This is a genomic window from Microbacterium suwonense, assembly GCF_030296555.1.
Classification (GTDB): Bacteria; Actinomycetota; Actinomycetes; order Actinomycetales; family Microbacteriaceae; genus Microbacterium; species Microbacterium suwonense.
In genome coordinates this window covers 95,800-111,450 of record NZ_AP027728.1, presented here as the reverse complement: position 1 = coordinate 111,450, position 15,651 = coordinate 95,800, and the positions used below count along the sequence as shown (strand labels likewise).

18 protein-coding genes, 2 tRNA genes and 1 pseudogene are annotated in these 15,651 nt (G+C 70.4%); 4 read left to right on the top strand and 17 right to left on the bottom strand.

Annotated features, from left to right (window positions below; genetic code table 11):
* The first annotated feature begins 18 nt into the window (after positions 1-18).
* The gene (locus tag QUE33_RS00605; protein ID WP_286301304.1) at positions 19-891 is read left to right on the top strand and encodes an endonuclease domain-containing protein; all 873 of its coding nucleotides are present in this window, start codon (positions 19-21) and stop codon (positions 889-891) included.
* Between the two features lie 125 nt (positions 892-1,016).
* Here the strand turns inward: QUE33_RS00605 and QUE33_RS00600 are convergent, their stop codons facing one another.
* The 3 genes from QUE33_RS00600 to QUE33_RS00590 form a co-directional block, all read right to left on the bottom strand.
* Positions 1,017-1,898, bottom strand: a complete 882-nt coding sequence (locus QUE33_RS00600; protein ID WP_286301302.1) for an aminodeoxychorismate lyase — start codon at positions 1,896-1,898, stop codon at positions 1,017-1,019.
* A 454-nt stretch (positions 1,899-2,352) separates the two neighbouring features.
* Positions 2,353-2,982, bottom strand: a complete 630-nt coding sequence (locus QUE33_RS00595; protein ID WP_286301300.1) for a DNA-directed RNA polymerase subunit beta — start codon at positions 2,980-2,982, stop codon at positions 2,353-2,355.
* Between the two features lie 24 nt (positions 2,983-3,006).
* Positions 3,007-3,078, bottom strand: a tRNA-Lys gene (locus QUE33_RS00590).
* A gap of 170 nt (positions 3,079-3,248) precedes the next feature.
* Between QUE33_RS00590 and QUE33_RS00585 the strand changes: the two genes are divergently transcribed.
* Entirely contained in the window at positions 3,249-3,446 is a 198-nt protein-coding gene (locus tag QUE33_RS00585; protein WP_286301298.1) for a serine hydrolase, read from the top strand.
* Complete coding sequence (locus QUE33_RS00580) at positions 3,434-4,075, top strand: serine hydrolase domain-containing protein (protein WP_286301297.1); 642 nt, start codon at positions 3,434-3,436, stop codon at positions 4,073-4,075. Before QUE33_RS00585 ends, QUE33_RS00580 begins: the two co-directional genes overlap by 13 nt.
* Position 4,076: 1 nt before the next feature.
* On the opposite strand, the gene QUE33_RS00575 is transcribed toward QUE33_RS00580, so the two are convergent.
* The 10 genes and pseudogenes from QUE33_RS00575 to topA form a co-directional block, all read right to left on the bottom strand.
* Complete coding sequence (locus QUE33_RS00575) at positions 4,077-4,733, bottom strand: IMPACT family protein (protein ID WP_286301295.1); 657 nt, start codon at positions 4,731-4,733, stop codon at positions 4,077-4,079.
* A 96-nt stretch (positions 4,734-4,829) separates the two neighbouring features.
* Entirely contained in the window at positions 4,830-5,069 is a 240-nt protein-coding gene (locus QUE33_RS00570) for a hypothetical protein (RefSeq protein ID WP_286301294.1), read from the bottom strand.
* A gap of 17 nt (positions 5,070-5,086) precedes the next feature.
* Positions 5,087-5,305 (bottom strand): annotated as a pseudogene (locus tag QUE33_RS15915) (DUF1697 domain-containing protein); the annotation flags it as partial.
* A gap of 59 nt (positions 5,306-5,364) precedes the next feature.
* Complete coding sequence (locus QUE33_RS00560) at positions 5,365-5,943, bottom strand: isochorismatase family protein (RefSeq protein ID WP_286301291.1); 579 nt, start codon at positions 5,941-5,943, stop codon at positions 5,365-5,367.
* 30 nt (positions 5,944-5,973) lie between these two features.
* A tRNA-Thr gene (locus QUE33_RS00555) sits at positions 5,974-6,045 on the bottom strand.
* A 76-nt stretch (positions 6,046-6,121) separates the two neighbouring features.
* Positions 6,122-7,627, bottom strand: a complete 1,506-nt coding sequence (locus QUE33_RS00550; RefSeq protein WP_286302965.1) for an alpha/beta hydrolase — start codon at positions 7,625-7,627, stop codon at positions 6,122-6,124.
* A 41-nt stretch (positions 7,628-7,668) separates the two neighbouring features.
* Positions 7,669-8,787, bottom strand: coding sequence for a DNA polymerase III subunit delta' (locus QUE33_RS00545; RefSeq protein WP_286301290.1), 1,119 nt, complete (start codon positions 8,785-8,787; stop codon positions 7,669-7,671).
* Between the two features lie 73 nt (positions 8,788-8,860).
* Positions 8,861-9,481 (bottom strand): dTMP kinase, encoded by a 621-nt coding sequence (gene tmk / locus QUE33_RS00540; protein WP_286301289.1) that lies wholly within the window; start codon positions 9,479-9,481, stop codon positions 8,861-8,863.
* Complete coding sequence (locus tag QUE33_RS00535) at positions 9,478-9,612, bottom strand: hypothetical protein (protein WP_286301288.1); 135 nt, start codon at positions 9,610-9,612, stop codon at positions 9,478-9,480. The genes tmk and QUE33_RS00535 overlap by 4 nt, the downstream gene beginning before the upstream one ends.
* A gap of 7 nt (positions 9,613-9,619) precedes the next feature.
* Positions 9,620-12,361: a type I DNA topoisomerase gene (topA, locus tag QUE33_RS00530; protein ID WP_350226480.1), complete on the bottom strand. Its 2,742-nt coding sequence runs from the start codon at positions 12,359-12,361 to the stop codon at positions 9,620-9,622.
* Between the two features lie 94 nt (positions 12,362-12,455).
* Here topA and QUE33_RS00525 point away from each other — a divergent pair, with 94 nt between their 5' ends.
* Positions 12,456-12,749: a hypothetical protein gene (locus QUE33_RS00525; protein ID WP_286301287.1), complete on the top strand. Its 294-nt coding sequence runs from the start codon at positions 12,456-12,458 to the stop codon at positions 12,747-12,749.
* 47 nt (positions 12,750-12,796) lie between these two features.
* Here the strand turns inward: QUE33_RS00525 and QUE33_RS00520 are convergent, their stop codons facing one another.
* The 4 genes from QUE33_RS00520 to QUE33_RS00505 form a co-directional block, all read right to left on the bottom strand.
* Positions 12,797-13,183 carry a TadE family type IV pilus minor pilin gene (locus tag QUE33_RS00520; protein ID WP_286302964.1) on the bottom strand — a complete coding sequence of 129 codons (387 nt, stop codon included), beginning with the start codon at positions 13,181-13,183 and terminating at the stop codon, positions 12,797-12,799.
* Positions 13,183-13,386: a DUF4244 domain-containing protein gene (locus QUE33_RS00515; protein ID WP_286301286.1), complete on the bottom strand. Its 204-nt coding sequence runs from the start codon at positions 13,384-13,386 to the stop codon at positions 13,183-13,185. The genes QUE33_RS00520 and QUE33_RS00515 overlap by 1 nt, the downstream gene beginning before the upstream one ends.
* 67 nt (positions 13,387-13,453) lie before the next feature.
* Entirely contained in the window at positions 13,454-14,368 is a 915-nt protein-coding gene (locus QUE33_RS00510; protein WP_286301285.1) for a type II secretion system F family protein, read from the bottom strand.
* Positions 14,362-15,363, bottom strand: coding sequence for a TadA family conjugal transfer-associated ATPase (locus QUE33_RS00505; protein ID WP_286301284.1), 1,002 nt, complete (start codon positions 15,361-15,363; stop codon positions 14,362-14,364). Before QUE33_RS00505 ends, QUE33_RS00510 begins: the two co-directional genes overlap by 7 nt.
* Positions 15,364-15,651 lie beyond the last annotated feature (288 nt).

Sequence of the window (15,651 nt, the reverse complement as noted above, 5' to 3'; positions counted from 1 at the left end):
CTCCGGGATGCTCGAAGCATGGCATCCCCGACGGCGACCTCCGCACTGGCTGAGCTCGGTCCGGTCGTCCGCACCGCCGCCCTGCGCCGCCGCGGCGTGACTGCGCGGGAGATCGCACGAGCCCGTGCAGCAGGGGAGATCGTCCAGGTGCGCCGTGGTGTGTATGCACGACCGGATGCCCACCCGGCCTTGGTGCACGCCGCGCAGCACGGCGGTACCGTCGGCTGCGTCACAGCGGGGCGGATGCGGGGCCTGTGGCTGCTCGACGAGGTGGACGCCCTGCACGTCTGGTGCGGTCACGCCGGCAACCGTCACGACTGCGAGCGGACCGAATGCGAAGTGCGGCTGCACTGGGATGACGGTGTCACCGCATTCGGCGCACTCCCGCCGCTGCGGAACATCCTGCTGCAGATCGCGGTGTGCGCCGGCGAGGAGACCTTCTTCGCCGCACTGGAGTCGGGACTGCGGCGGTCCCTGGTGACGCTCGGCGACCTGCGCTGGCTGTCCACCCGCCTGCCGGGTGGAATGCGCGGGCTGCTGTCGTTCGCTCGCGCCGATGCGGATAGCGGGCTGGAGTCGCTGGTGCGGCTGCGCCTGCACAGGCTGGGCATCGAGGCACGCACGCAGGTGCGCATCGCCGGCGTCGGCGAGGTCGATCTCCTGGTCGGCGACCGCCTGATCATCGAAGCCGACGGTATGCAGAACCATGATGATCGTGCGTCCGACGGACGTACGGGGTCGCTGCGGCACAAGGACCTGCAGCGGGACGCCCGCGCGGCCGCGCGAGGCTACGTGACGCTGCGCTTCGACTACGCGATGATCGTCCACCACTGGGATGTGGTGGAAGAGGCCATCCTCGCAGTGGTGGCTGCGGGCCGGCACCTGGCCTGAGCGGGCATCCGTGCATCCGTGTCGCGAATCACTGATGCGGCGGCCGCACTGCGGCGTGTCGACCGCGCGACACACCGGGCGACGCGACCTGCATCAGTGATCCGTCACACCGGGACGTCGCGCGCTCAGCGCGGCGAGCGCAGGAAGGTGTTCAGCTCGGCGGTCAGGGCAGGGTCGGATGCCAGCAGCGCACCGTCCACGGCGGTGATCGCAACGGCCAGACGGATGCTGGAGACCAGCCACGCGGCATCCGCCGTCGCCAGGTCCGACACCGACAGCGTGGCGTACTCCGTGCGGAACCCGCGCGATTCCAGATACTCGTAGACGCTCAGCTGGGTGGTGCCGTGCAGGATGCCGGCGGACGGCGCAGTGGTGATGAACTCATCGCCGCGGCGGACGATCAGTGAGGCCGTGGGCGCCTCGAGCACGAAGCCGTCGCGGGTGACGAACACGGCGTCGTCGGCGCCACGACGGCGCGCTTCGCGCAGGGCCGCCATGTTCACCGCATACGACAGGGTCTTCGCGCCCAACAGCAGCCACGGCGCGCGCTCCCCCGCACCCAGGTCGTAGCCGCGGTCGAGTGTCACCACGCGCACGCCCTCACGGCGGACGGCCGAGAAGTCAGGGGCGGGCGAGGCGGTCACCCACGCCGTCGGCGCCGGACCGTGCTCGACGCCACGGCTGAGGATCAGCTTGACGACCGCCTCACCCTGCGGAATGCGCGCCGCAGCGACCGCGACCGCCTGGCGCCACTGCTCCAGATGGGGAGCCGGCAGGTCACAGATCCGCGCGGAATGCGCCAGCCGCTGCACATGCGCCTCGACTTCGTTGGCGTGCCCGTCGATCACGCCGATCGACTCGAACACCCCGTCGCCGCGCTGGGTGCTGAACTCCCCCACGCTGAGCGCGGGGGCGCTGACGTCCATCTCGACGAAAGTGTCCGAGAAGTCCTTCCGGGTGTCGGCCGCGTCGACGGGAGTGATCATCAGGGCGAAGCGCTGGGCCATGCGCCCAGCTTAGGACGGTCGGGAATACCTCCGCCGCGAGGACGTTACAATGGATCGGCCGGGCCGCATAACCCCGGGCTCCAAATTCTGCCGCTTCGAGCGGCCTTCCGCCGAGAGGCGTTCTTGCGGCCCGGTCTTTCTCTGTCTGCGGCCCTGATGCTCTGCGCAGACTCCCCCGTCCACGCGCCCCGTTCACGCGCACTCTCCTGCCCACGCGCCCTCTCCTACCCACGCGCCCTCTTCGGCGAGACTTCCCTTCCAGCACGAGACTTCCCTTCCCTCCCGTGAGACTTCCTTTCCAGCACGAGAAGGCGCACAGTGCGCCAGGTCTCATGCTGGAAAGGAAGTCTCGGGGATGGGCCGGGACGGGACGGGCGGGACGGGGCGGGACGGGGCGGGACGCAGCGGGACGTCACCAGGGGCAGGGGGCGGGGCAGAGGCGGGGCGGATGCTGTCAGACCAGGGCGCCGCGGCGCCAGGCTGCCGCGGACGCGGAGAGATCATCGGCGTAGCCGCTCAGGCGCAGAGCACGACGGGTGAGGTGACTGGCGCGATCCGGCTCGGTCGGCTCGTAGTCGTCGGCGGTGTGCGTGGCGCCGGAGGCCTGCAGCCGACAGTACGCAGCCGCACGCTCGAGCGCCACGGCGAAATCGCCCTGGAACACCCCGCGCAGGATCGTGTCGACCAGCGCGGCCAGCTCCTCGGGCCCGGCTGGAGTCGGGGCGCCGGCGATCACGGCATCCGCCGATCGCAGCTCCACCCGACCGCGCTCGTACAGCAGTGCCGCGGTCGCGGAATCGCGGCGGATCGCGACCTGCAGCAGGTACAGCCGCCACAGCGCGCCCGGCAGCGAGCGCGCAGGAGCCTGCGACCACAGCTCGGCGATCTCGTCGATGCCGTGCTCGGCGGCGAACGCGACCAGACGCTCGGTCGTCGCGCCCGAGACGTCGCTGCGTGCACGCTCGAGCAGAGCGGATGCCGTGGCATGCGCGACCCGCGACTGCTCGGCCGGATCCGCGGCGCCGACGAGGTTGTCGAAGGCTGAGGGCGGACGCCGGACGGGGCGGTGGAACTGCTCGGGCATCCGTCCAGGGTACGCGGCCTGATGTGCCCCCGGGGAATTCCGACATCCCGACCCACCGGTTAAAAGCCGGTTGCTCTGCCTCTGAGCTACGGGGGCAGATGCCGCCGCAAGACGCGGCACGGCACCTCAGAGAAGTCTAAACCACCCATGCCCGGCGGCCACGGCCGCACCCGCCTCGGGCACGACCGCGGCAGGTGTGGGAGGATGCGAACGCCGCACACACCGTCACGGGGCCTCTGCCTCGCCGCACGATCACGGGAGGACTCATGACGACTCTGGATACCGCCCTCGCCGCCGTCGACGACTGGCCGGTCGACCATGCCGCAGCCGCTGTCATCTCACGTGACGGCACCGTGCTCGCCACCCACGGCGACCTCGATCGCTCCTTCCGGCTCGCCTCGGTGACCAAGCCGCTCACGGCGTACGCGACTCTCGTCGCCGTCGAGGAGGGGTGTTCGATCTGAACACCCCGGCCGGCCCGGAGGGCTCGACCGTGCGCCACCTGCTCGCTCATGCCTCGGGGCTGGACACCACCGAGGACCGGGTGCGCGCAGCGCCCGGCACCCGCCGCATCTACTCCAACCGGGGCTTTGAGGTGCTCGCCGAAGCGGTCACCGCGCACTCCGGCATCCCGTTCGCCGAGTACCTCGATGAGGCGGTGCTCCAGCCCCTCGGCATGACCTCTTCGCAGCTTCAGGGCTCGGCCGCCGCCGCAGGGGTCTCCACCGTGGGAGATCTCGCGCGCTTCGCGGCTGAGCTGCAGCACCCGACTCTCGTCGCAGATCAGACGCTTGCGGAGGCCACCTCGGTCGTCTTCCCCGGGCTCGACGGCGTGCTGCCCGGTTACGGCATTCAGCGGCCCAACGACTGGGGGCTGGGGTTCGAACTGCGGGCGGAGAAGAGCCCGCACTGGACCTCCGCCGCGAACTCGCCCGGAACGTTCGGGCACTTCGGTCAGAGCGGCACGTTCCTCTGGGTCGATCCGCACGCCGGCGTCGCCTGCGTCGCGCTGACGGATCGGGACTTCGGTCCGTGGGCGGTCGAGGCGTGGCCGCCCCTGTCGGATGCCGTGCTCGCGGCGCTGCCGGGCTGACTCAGAGCGGGCGGGGCACGTCCACCACGCGCTCCGCACCGGTGACGGATGCCGACACAGCTCCCGCCGAGACCGATGCGATCTCGGCGCGCAGCGCATCCAGATCCTCGGCGGCGGTCCACACCTCGAAGAGTGCATGGTCGGCGTAATGCGGCTCGCCGAGCATGGCGCTGTGCCGCTGCGTCCAGTCGCGCAGCACGTTGTCGAATCGGCCCGCGTCGGCATGTGGCACGGCTATCGTCGCCTGCGCGAGCACGCGGCGATCGACCAGGCGGGCCCGATCGAGAGCCTCCGAGACCGCGGAGGAGTATGCCCGCACCAGTCCCCCTGCCCCCAGCTTGATACCACCGAAGTAGCGGGTGACGACGGCGACCACGTCGGTCAGCTCACGCCGGCGCAGCACCTCGAGCATCGGGACGCCCGCGGTGCCGGAGGGCTCCCCGTCGTCGGAGGAGCGAGCGCGATCCCCGTCGAGCCCGGTGATCTGCGCGCTGCAGTTGTGCCGCGCGTCCCAACGGTGCTTCCTGACCGCGGCGATCGTCTCGTCGGCCTGCTCCGGCGAGGAGACCGGCGCAACATGCGCGATGAAGCGCGATTTGCGGATCACCAGCTCGTGCTCGACTGCGGCGGCGATCGTCGCGGGGTGAGACGGAGACACCCCCTCAGGGTACGCGAGCCGCGGCGTCCCGATTCGCGGTCGAACACCCTGCAGCTCAGGCCAGAGCTGGCCCGGCCACGATGCCGTCCGAGCAGCTCAGGCAGTGAGCTCGACGAGCCTACGCAGCGTGAGCAGATTGCGGGCGGTTCCGGCCACCCCGAGTGCCCGATCGAACACCGCTCTGGTCAGCTTCGTGCCGCCGGCCCCACCCTGCCCGTAATCGATCCAGAGCTCCCGGCCGCGCAGCGCGATCCGCTCGCCCGGCTGCAGGCGCTCATCCAGCACCTGCTCTGCGTCGCTGTTCGGGGTGCCCTCCAGCAACATGATGTGCAGCATCTTCTCGGCGGCGGCATCCGCAAGGGGTTCGCGGCGAGCGCGGCGGCCAACTCGTCATGCGTGCGGGCGATGACCGGGGTGTCCACGTCGAAGGCGTCGTGGATCATCCGCCGCACCCGGGCACACACTGCGACCAGATCGTCCGACGCGTCGCAGATCACGTTGCCGCTGGCGATGTAGGTGGTGACCTTGCCCAGGTCGAGCTCGGCGGTCAGCAGCGCCCGCAGTTCGGCCATCGGCACGCGGTTGCGCCCTGAGACGTTCACTGCACGCAGCAGCAGCGCGCAGCGTCCGCTCACGCGGCACTCGCTGCGAGCTCGGCTCCGGCGTGCGCCAGCTCGGCCAGCGCGGCCTCGCTGGACTGCTCGCCGACGCCGGCGACCAGGTCGGTGAATACCCGCACATGCACGCCGTGCGCGATGGCATCCAGCGCCGAGGCGCGCACGCAGTGGTCGGTCGCGATGCCGACGATATCGGCATCCGTCACGCCGTGCGCGGTCAGGATGCCGGCGACGGTGGTCCCGTCGTCAGCCCTGCCCTCGAACATCGAGTAGGCGGGCACGCCCTGCCCCTTGCGCACGTGGTGCGTGATGGCATCCGTCACCAGCAGCGGGTCGTAGGCGGCGCCATCGGTGTCGGCCACGCAGTGCACTGGCCAGGAGTCGACAAAATCCGGCTTGGCCGCGAAATGCCCGCCGTTGTCGCCGTCGGCGTCGTGCCAGTCGCGCGAGGCGATGATCACCGCGTAGTCGCCGGCATGCGCGGCGAGAAAGTCGCTGACGCCGGATGCGACCGCATCCCCGCCTGTCACGGCGAGTGCGCCGCCCTCAGTGAAATCGTTCTGCACGTCGACGATGAGAAGTGCTCTGCTCATGTCTCGAGAGTACGTGGCGATCGGTATCGGAGCCACCTGTCAGGATCGAACTGACGGCCTTCCCATTACGAGTGGGATGCTCTACCACTGAGCTAAGGTGGCGTGCGCAGCGGACTGCGGCACAAGCAATGATCCTACTACGACGACCCGACCACCGCGAAACGCACGGACGGCCTTCTCACTCGCAGCGCAGCCCGTCCTCGGGCACCATCCCGTCGATCAGATAGCCCTCCACAGCCTGGTCGACGCAGCTGTTGCCCTTGTTGTAGCCGGTGTGCCCCTCGCCCACCCGGGTCACCAGCACGCCGTTCTGCAGCTGCTTTGCGAGCGACACCGACCACTCGTAGGGGGTCGCCGGGTCGTTCGTGGTGCCGACGACGACGATCGGGCCCGAACCGGATGCCGTGATCGGCTCGCGCACGCCCACCGGCGGGTACGGCCACACCTCGCACGGGTCGGGGCCCTGCCAGTACGGCGCGAACGTGGGCGCCTTGGCCTCGAGCACCTTCATCGCCGCATCCTCGGTGGCCTGGTCGTCCTCCACCGGATAGTCCATGCAGTTGTACGCCATGAACGCCTCGGCGGTGTTGTCGGCGTAGCTGCCGTCGGGGTTGCGGGAGTTGTACGAATCGGCGAGCGCGAACATCACCGACGGGTCCCCCTGCAGAGCTGCGGTGAGCCCCTTGGTCAGATACCCCCAGCTCTGCTGGCTGTACATCGCGGTGATCACGCCGGTGACCATGGTGTCGACGCTCAGCATCCGTCCATCGCCGTTGCGCAGCGGCGAGCGAGACACCGCGCTCAGCAGTGCCCGGAAGTCGCTGAGCGCCTCGTCGAGCGTGCCGTTGAAGGGGCACTCCTTCGTGGTGAGGCAGTCGGAGAGGTAGGCGCGCAGCGCCGACTCGAACCCGATGGCCTGGGTGGTGCCGACCTGGGTGCCGGAGACCGACGGGTCCAGTGCGCCGTCCAGCACCAGGCGCTGGGCGCGCTCGGGGTACAGCTTGGCGTAGGTGGCGCCGAGGAAGGTGCCGTAGGAGTAGCCGAGGTAGTTCAGCGTCTCGTCCCCCAGCACGCCACGGATGAGATCCATGTCGCGCGCGGAGTTCACGGTGGTGATGTACGGCAGGATGCCCTGGCTGTTCGCATCGCATGCCTCGGCGAAGGTCTTGTCGCGTGCGGTGAGCGCCGCCTCCCACTCGGGGGTGTTGCGGGGTTCATCGATGACGCCGTAGAGGTAGTCGTCCATGGCCTTCGGGTCGAGGCAGGACACCGCGGTGGACCGGCCGACGCCGCGCGGGTCGAACCCGATCACGTCGAACTTCTCGATCAGGTCGACGCCGACCGCATAGCCGAGGCTGTCGGCGACGAAGTCGTAGCCGCTCGCGCCGGGACCGCCCGGGTTGACCAGCAGCGAGCCCTGCGCGGCGGCTCCGGCGCTGTGCCGCACGATCGCGAGGGAGATGTCACCGGCATCCGGGTTCTCCCAGTCCAGCGGCGCGGTGACGTCGGTGCAGTCGAATCCGGCACCGCACGCCGTCCAGTCGAGCTTCTGCGCGTAGTACGGCAGCAGGTCGCCTGAGACGCCGCTCGTGTCGGGGGTGCGGGTGACGGCGGGCGCCGATTCGGGGATCTGCGCGTACAGGCAACCGGAGAGGGCGACGGATGCGACGACCATGCCTGCCATGAGGCTCAGGATGCGGCGCAGGGTGCGGCGGGATCGAGGGGTCACGGGGTCCTTCCGCTGGAGATGGTCACCAGGAGGCTCTCGGTGGCGAGCAGCGGTGAGACGTTGCGCTCCAGCGACTCACGCGTGTCGCTGATCGCGTCGAGAGCGAGGAGGGTGCGTTCGACCGGCCAGGCGTCGGCCAGCGCGGTGAGCTCGGCGCGGAGTTCGGTGTTGATCAACTCGTCGCCACGGCCGAACTGCAGCATCACCACGTCGCGGTACAGGGACTGCAGATCGGTGAACACCCGGTCGATGCCGTCGCGCAGACTGCGCGTCGCACGTTTGCGCTGATCGTCCTCGAGCGCCGAGATCTGCGAGCGGACCGCCGGGGGCACGGCCTGCCCCTCGGCCACACCGACGGTGCGCAGCAGCGCGGTCCGCTCGGCGGCGTCGCGCTCGGCCGTCAGCGCCTTGGCGTCCTCGGTGGCGGCCTGGATGATGTGCCCCGCGACCTCGACGGCGGTGCCGACGCCCCGCACGCCCAGCACCGCACGCAGGGTCTCGTCGCGGCGCCGCCGCGCACCGTCGTCCGTCGCGAGGCGCTGCGCCATGCCGATGTGGCGCTGCGCATGCCGGGCGGACTGCTCGGCGACCGCCTCGTCGACGCCGGTGCGCAGGGAGATCAGCCGGGCGACGTCCGCGACGTCGGGCTCGCGCAGGCGCAGGGCGCGCGAGCGGGAGCGGATGGTGGGCAGCAGGTCGGCCTCGCTGGGGGCGCACAGCACCCAGACGGTCTGCTCGGGCGGCTCCTCGAGCGCCTTCAGCAGCACGTTGGAGGTGCGCTCGACCATGCGATCGGCGTCTTCCACGACGATCACGCGGTAGCGGCCGGCAGAGGGGGCGAAATACGACCGTTCGACCAGCGCGCGCGCCTCTTTGATCGTGATGATGACCTTGTCGGTACGCAGCGCGGTGAGATCGGGATGCGTGCCGGCGAGCACCTGGCGCATCGTGTTCTCGTCGTCGGGGTGCTCGGCGATCAGGGCGGCGGCGAAGGCGTAGGCGAGCGTGGAGCGGCCGGATCCGGGAGGCCCGGTGATCAGCCAGGCGTGCGAGAGCGCGGTCGGATCGGATGCCGCCTGCTGAAGCGTCGAGACCGCGGCATCCTGCCCCCACACCTCGCTCCAGGGGAGGGAGGTGTGGGGGATGCGGTCATGCCGTCCAGCCTAACCGGGGAGCCGACATCGACCCTCAGAGCAGAACCGAGATCCGGGCGCGGATCAGCGCGGCGATGTCGTCGGGGTCAGCCGTGGCGTCCACCACCAGGAAACGTCCCGGCTCGGCGTGCGCCAGCTGCAGATAGGCCTCGCGCACGCGGGCGTGGAACTCCTCGCGCTCGGCCTCCAGCCGATCGAAGGGCTTGTCGGCGGCGTCCAGTCGTCGGCGGGCGTCGGAGGGGTCGATGTCCAGCAGCACCGTGACATCGGGCAGCGCGTCCTCGGCGGCCCACAGCGAGAGGTTGCGCACCTCGTCGGGATCCAGCACGCGACCTGCGCCCTGGTAGGCGACGGAGGAGTCCAGGTAGCGATCCTGGATGACGACGTCGCCGCGCTCCAGCGCCGGGCGCACGACCGTGGCGACATGGTGAGCGCGGTCTGCCGCGTACAGCAGCGCCTCGGCACGGGGCGCGATGTCGCCGCGGTGGTGCAGCACGATGTCGCGGATCAGCACGCCGACCTCCGAGCCGCCGGGCTCGCGGGTGCGCAGCGTCGTGCGGCCCCGACCTTCGAGCCATTCGGCCAGCAGACCGGCCTGAGTGCTCTTTCCCGAGCCGTCACCGCCCTCCAGCGTGATCCAGATCCCCGAGGTCACGAGCCGGCCTTCACGTCGGCAGGCTCCCCACGCCGCTTCGCGGCGTTGGCGGCACGGGTCGCGGCGGCCTTCTTCGCTGCGGCGGAGCGGGCGGCCGCCTTCTCCTCGTCGGTGTTGGCAGAGGACTTCACCGCGGTCTTAGCGGCAGCCTTCTTGGCCGGAGCCTTCTTGGCAGGAGCCTTCTTGGCGGCAGCCTTCTTCGCCGGGGCTTCTTCGCCGGGGCCTTCTTCGCCCCCGTTTGGGAGCCGGCCCCTTGGCGCGCTTGTCGGCGAGCATCTGCACGGCGATCTCGAAGGTGATGTCCTCGGGCTTCTGACCACGCGGGATCGTCACGTTGGTCTCGCCGTCGGTCACGTAGGGACCGAACCGGCCGTCGCGCACGCGGATCGCCTTGCCGCTGACCGGATCGGCGTCGAACTCGGCGAGCGCGCTGGCGGCCCGGCGAGATCCCGCACCGTACTTCGGCTGCGCGTAGATCGCCAGCGCCTCGTCGAGCGTGATGTCGAAGATCTGCTGCTCGCTCTCCAGCGAGCGCGAATCGGCGCCCTTCTTCAGGTAGGGGCCGTAGCGGCCGTTCTGCGCGGTGATCTCATCGCCGGACTCGGGGTCGGTGCCCACGACGCGCGGCAGGCTGAGCAGGCGCAGCGCGGTCTCGATGTCGATGGTCTCCACCGACATCGAGCGGAACAGCGAACCGGTGCGCGGCTTGGGCGCGTCCTTCTTCGCGGTCTTCTTCTTCGGCGCGGCGGCCACCTCGCCGGTCTTCTCGTCGACGACCGGATCCTCTTCGGGCAGGTTCTCCTGCACGTAGGGGCCGTAGCGGCCGTCCTTGACGACGATGATGCGGCCGTTCTCGGGGTTCTCTCCGAGCACGCGGTCCCCGGCGACCGGGGCGTCGACGAGCTCCTGCGCCTTCTCGGCGGTCAGCTCATCGGGGGCGAGATCGTCGGGGACGTTGACGATCCGCCCGCGCTCATCGGGCTTGGCCGGGTCGATCACCTCGAGGTACGGACCGTACTTGCCGAACCGCAGCGTGACCGTATCGGTGATGCGCGTGGAGTTCAGCGCGCGCGCATCGATCTCGCCGAGGTTGTCGACCACCTGGCGCAGGCCGACGTGCGCGTCGGAGCCGAAGTAGAAGGAACGCAGCCACTCGTTGCGGTTCTGCTCGCCGCGGGCGATCGCGTCGAGGTCGTCTTCGAGCGCGGCGGTGAAGTCATAGTCGATCAGCTCGGCGAAATGCTGCTCGAGCAGACGCACCACGCTGAAGGCCAACCAGGTGGGCACCAGCGCCTGGCCGCGCTTGCTCGCATAGCCGCGGTCGATCACCGTGCCGATGATGCTCGCGAACGTCGACGGACGCCCGATGCCGTGCTCTTCGAGCGCCTTCACCAGCGACGCCTCGGTGTAGCGGGGCTTCGGCGTGGTGCGGTGGCCCTTGGCCTCGGCATCCGACATCCCCAGCTCATCGCCCACGGCGACGGCCGGCAGCGACTGGTTCTCGGCGGAGTCCTGCGCGTTGCGCTTCTCGTCGCGGCCCTCTTCGTACGCCTCCAGGAACCCCTTGAACGTGTAGACGGTGCCGGATGCCGTGAACTCGAGCCGCTTGTCGTTGGCCTGCGCCTCGAGGGTGACCGTGGTCGTCTCATACTTGGCATCCGACATCTGACTGGCAACGGTGCGCTTCCAGATCAGGTCGTAGAGCCGCTGCTCCTCGCGGTCGAGGCCCGATGCGACGGATGCCGGCGTGCGGAACTTCTCGCCCGACGGGCGGATGGCCTCGTGAGCCTCCTGCGCGTTCTTGCTCTTGGACTTGTACACCCGAGGCTTCAGCGGCACGGCCGCGTCGCCGTACAGGGCGACGGCCTGGCTGCGCGCGGCCTGGACGGCTTGCGTGCTCAGCGCGACCGAGTCGGTGCGCATATAGGTGATGTACCCCTTCTCGTACAGGCGCTGGGCGACGCTCATCGCCTGCTTCGCACTCATCGAGAGTTTGCGGCCGGCCTCCTGCTGCATGGTGGAGGTGGTGAATGGGGCGTAGGGGCTGCGCGTACCGGGCTTGGCCTCGACCTTGCTGACCGTGGCGCTGCCTGCTGCGTCGACGGCGGCGGCGATGGCCGCGGCATCCGCCTCGCTGAGCACGACGACGGCCTTCTTCAGCTTTCCGGTGTCGTCGAAGTCGGTGCCGCGGGCGAGCTGACCGCCGTCGATGCGCACCAGGCGCACGCCGAAGCCCTGCCCTGCGGTAGCGGCCTGCGCCTCGACATCCCAGTACTCGGCGGAGGTGAACGCCATCCGCTCCCGCTCACGGTCGACGATCATGCGGGTCGCGGCGGACTGCACGCGCCCGGCCGACAGGCCGGACTTGACCTTGTACCAGAGCACCGGTGAGATGTCCCAGCCGTACAGCCGATCAAGGATGCGGCGAGTCTCCTGTGCGTCGACGAGCGCCAGGTCGAGTTCGCGGGTGCGATTGACGGCGGCCTGGATCGCGTCCTTGGTGATCTCGTGGAAGACCATCCGCTTGACGGGCACCTTCGGCTTGAGGGTCTCCAGCAGGTGCCAGGCGATCGCCTCGCCCTCGCGGTCCTCATCAGTGGCGAGCAGGAGCTCGTCGGCGTTCTTCAGCGCGCGCTTGAGTTCGGCGACCGTCTTCGTCTTGCGATCGGAGACGACGTAGTACGGGTCGAAGTCGTTTTCGACGTCGATCGAGTACTTCCCGTACGCCTGCTTGTCGGCGGCGGGGATGTCCTTCTTGTCTGCCAGGTCGCGGATGTGACCGACGGAGCTGAGCACTTCGTAGTCGTCGCCGAGGTACCCCTGTATAGATCGCATCTTCGTCGGGGACTCGACGATGACGAGCTTCTTGCCTTGTGCCAAGAGTGCGTCCTTTCTCCGAAGCACACCATACACACCGCTCTCCTGCAGCGGACACAGCGTCGCAGCGACACGGCGGCCATGGCCGGAGGCGGAAGTGAGGATCGTCGCCGTCATCCTCGGGTTGCCCTGCTCGGGCGCGGGAGACCGCGACCAGACCAGCGTACGCGGAACTGACCTGCACGGTCGCCGTGAGACCGTCGGTCGTGCATGCGGTCAGGGTCGCGCCGGCGGCGAGCGCGACTCTGCCTGCGAGCGCGCACGGATCCTCGTCGGTGACGATCGCGCCGGATGCCGCGTCCGCGGCGGCAAGAGAGGCGGCATCCGCCGCTCCTGCGGCACGCTGCGCGGTGACCGCGGCCCCGCCCACTGCAGCGAGTCCGGCCGATAACGTCGCTGCGACGGTCAGGATACCGGCGGCGAGCGCTGTCCCCGCCATCACAGGCCTCCGCTCAGCGCGCAGCTGCGGGCGCGGAGCGGGATGCTGATGATCCGTCCGATCCGTGCATGAGCGGATGCCGTGACGCAGACCAGGTCGCCGGAGTCGTGCTGCGCCATCTCCGCCCCCGCCACGATTCGCACCACGTCGGCCGCACGGCTGGCGCTCTCCCCTCGGCCGAGCAGTCGCGCAGCGTCGGCTGCAGCATCCTGCAGCGCCACCTGGGTCGCGGCGGCGTGCAGCGCCCCGACGCCCAGCAGCAGTGCGAGCAGCACGGCAGGCAGGGCGATCGCGAGCTCGGCGGCGACGGATCCCCGTTCGCCGCCGAGCCGGCCACGGCGGCTGCCGCTTCGGCGGTGCGACCGCTCTCGGCAGGCTGTGGCCATCACGACACCGTCAGCGCCCGCCGCACGAGGTCGGTGAGGATGCCGCGCACCTCGTCGCTGCGCATGATCACCACCAGCAGCCCTGCGAAGGCGACGGCCGCCATCGTCGTGATCGCGTACTCAGCGGTCGCGGCTCCGGATTCGTCGGCGAACAGGCGCGCGGCGCGGCTCCTGGTCAGCTCGGGCAGATCGTTGTTCGTCATCGTTCCTTCTCTCTTTCCTCTGTGTTTTCTCTGTCCCGGAGCGTGTCTCGCCCGGGAGTCGTGGTGGTCAGATCGGCAGCACGGTGGAGCCGAGCACGCTGAGCATGAGCGGGGCCACCCCCAGCAGCAGGAAGGCGGGCAGCGTGCACGCGCCCAGCGGCAGCAGCAGCGACGTGGACAGCCGCGCCGCGCGGATGCGCCCCTGTACGCGAGCTTCCTGCCGCCGCTGAGCCGACGAGGCGCGCAGCAGGGCTCCGGCGGGCACGCCGGCGGTGCGGGAGAGCTCGAGCACGGCATCCGTCGCCGCGCGCTCGTCGCCGAGATCGGCGGGACTGTGCTCGACCAGCCGCAGCGCCCGGGGGATCCCCACGCCGCCGGAGAGCGCCACCGCGACCAGCTCGGCGTGCATTCCCGGTGTGCCCGGTGGCGTCCCGGCCCGCCGCACCAGGTGGGCGGTCCACAGCCTGGCCAGCAGCACCAGTCCGATCCCTGCCCCGACGCAGACGATCCCGAGTGGGTTCGTCGTGAGCACGCCGATCGTGTCGAAGCCGAGTGCGAACCCCAGCAGCAGGCCGGCGAACGGCAGCCACAGCAGCAGGCGCGCCGTTCCGGTGGGCTCGGCGAGCGCGATGCGCACGTCATCGGCGGCGGACGCGGCATCCTGCAGCGATTCGGCCAGCGAGCGCAGCACCTCGGCCAACGGAGCGCCGACGATCGTGGCGATCTCCCACGCGGCGGCGACGTCGCGCCAGGTGCCGCCTTCGGCCTCGATCGCTCCGGCCAGCTCCGCACCTGCCGCGCACCGGTCCGCCACGCGCACCGCCACGGCGTCGCCGGTGTCGGCGAGATGACGCCAGGCGGTCAGGGGCCGGGCACCCGCCTGCAGCAGCACCGCCAGGGTGCGCACCGCGGCGGCCGCTGCGGAGGCCGTGTCGCCGGCATCCGTCTCCTGTCGTCGTCGCAGAAGCAATCGCGTCACCATGTCTTCACCTCGACGATGCTCAGCCGCTCACCCTCGAGGGCGAACCTGCCCGCACGGGCGACCCGGCGCCGGCCGTCCTGCCCGCGCTCCAGATGCAGCACGATGGTGAACGCGCTCACCACCTGCCGGGCGAGCGCCACCGCATCCATCCCGGCGAGCGCGCCGAGAGCCTCGAGACGGGCCGGCACGTCGGCCAGCCCGCTGGCGTGCAGTGTGCCGGCTCCGCCGTCGTGACCGGTGTTCAGCGCGGTCAGCAGCTCGCGCACCTCCTCGCCGCGGCACTCCCCCACGATCAGTCGATCCGGCCGCATCCGCAGCGATTCGCGCACCAGCATGGCCAGGGTGATGCGACCGGCGCCCTCCAGGTTCGGCTGACGCGCCTCGAGCGAGACGTGATGCGGATGCCGAGGGCGCAGCTCTGCGACATCCTCGATCGTGACGATGCGCTCACCCGGCGGCACCTCCGACAGCAGCGCCGCGAGCAGCGTGGTCTTCCCGGTTCCGGTGCCGCCGGTGATGAGGAGGTTCGCCCGCTCGGCCACGAGGCGCCCCAGCCAGGTGCGCTGCGCCGGCGAGAAGGTGCCGGACGCGGCGAGCGCGTCCAGGTCGGCACCGAGAACTCGCGGAACGCGGATCGACAGCGCGGTGCCTGCCGTCGACACCGGCGCGAGCACCGCATGCACGCGGATGCCGCCGTCCAGCCGCACGTCGACGCACGGTGATTGGTCGTCCAGGTGCCTTCCGCCTGCACCGACCAGCGCCACGGCGAGATCGCGCACCTCGCGCTCGGACGCCTGCCACTGCGCGACGCGCTCGGCGCCCTCGCCGCGATCGACGAACAGTCCACTCGTTCCGTTGACGAAGATGTCGGTCACCTTCGGGTCGCGCACATGCTCGGCGAGGGTGCCGAAGGCGGGGTCGACCTGAGGTGCGGGTGGCGCACCGGCGACACGGGTCGCCACGGCGCGGGGACGGAGCACGAACGGATCGGACATGCCACGACGGTAGGCCGGGCCGCTCCCCTGGAAGGAGCAGAATCCCAGTCCCTGTGCACAAGTGGGCATATCGCGCCGGTGTGCAGGGCGAGTGCCCGCATCCGTGATCGCCGCCGGGAATGCCGACGGGCGGCACCTCACGGGGGAATGAGGTACCGCCCGGGCGCGCCCCGTTCGGGGGGGTATCGGGCGCGCAGAAGCCGGAATAGGATTCGGCCGAGCATCAGTGTAAGCAGGCACGATGGTGCATGCAAACGACGCGCCACTACCCACTTTCGACAGTAGGCT

Bases quoted from the DNA above. Each gene is read 5' to 3' on its own strand.
- QUE33_RS00510 (WP_286301285.1), bottom strand. From the start codon at position 14,368: ATGGTGACGCGATTGCTTCTGCGACGACGACAGGAGACGGATGCCGGC.
- QUE33_RS00550 (WP_286302965.1), bottom strand. From the start codon at position 7,627: ATGGCAGGCATGGTCGTCGCATCCGTCGCCCTCTCCGGTTGCCTGTAC.
- QUE33_RS00600 (WP_286301302.1), bottom strand. From the start codon at position 1,898: ATGGCCCAGCGCTTCGCCCTGATGATCACTCCCGTCGACGCGGCCGAC.
- QUE33_RS00515 (WP_286301286.1), bottom strand. From the start codon at position 13,386: ATGACGAACAACGATCTGCCCGAGCTGACCAGGAGCCGCGCCGCGCGC.
- QUE33_RS00560 (WP_286301291.1), bottom strand. From the start codon at position 5,943: ATGAGCAGAGCACTTCTCATCGTCGACGTGCAGAACGATTTCACTGAG.
- QUE33_RS00595 (WP_286301300.1), bottom strand. From the start codon at position 2,982: ATGCCCGAGCAGTTCCACCGCCCCGTCCGGCGTCCGCCCTCAGCCTTC.
- QUE33_RS00520 (WP_286302964.1), bottom strand. From the start codon at position 13,183: ATGGCCACAGCCTGCCGAGAGCGGTCGCACCGCCGAAGCGGCAGCCGC.
- QUE33_RS00570 (WP_286301294.1), bottom strand. From the start codon at position 5,069: ATGCTGCACATCATGTTGCTGGAGGGCACCCCGAACAGCGACGCAGAG.
- QUE33_RS00505 (WP_286301284.1), bottom strand. From the start codon at position 15,363: ATGTCCGATCCGTTCGTGCTCCGTCCCCGCGCCGTGGCGACCCGTGTC.
- QUE33_RS00585 (WP_286301298.1), top strand. From the start codon at position 3,249: ATGACGACTCTGGATACCGCCCTCGCCGCCGTCGACGACTGGCCGGTC.
- QUE33_RS00605 (WP_286301304.1), top strand. From the start codon at position 19: ATGGCATCCCCGACGGCGACCTCCGCACTGGCTGAGCTCGGTCCGGTC.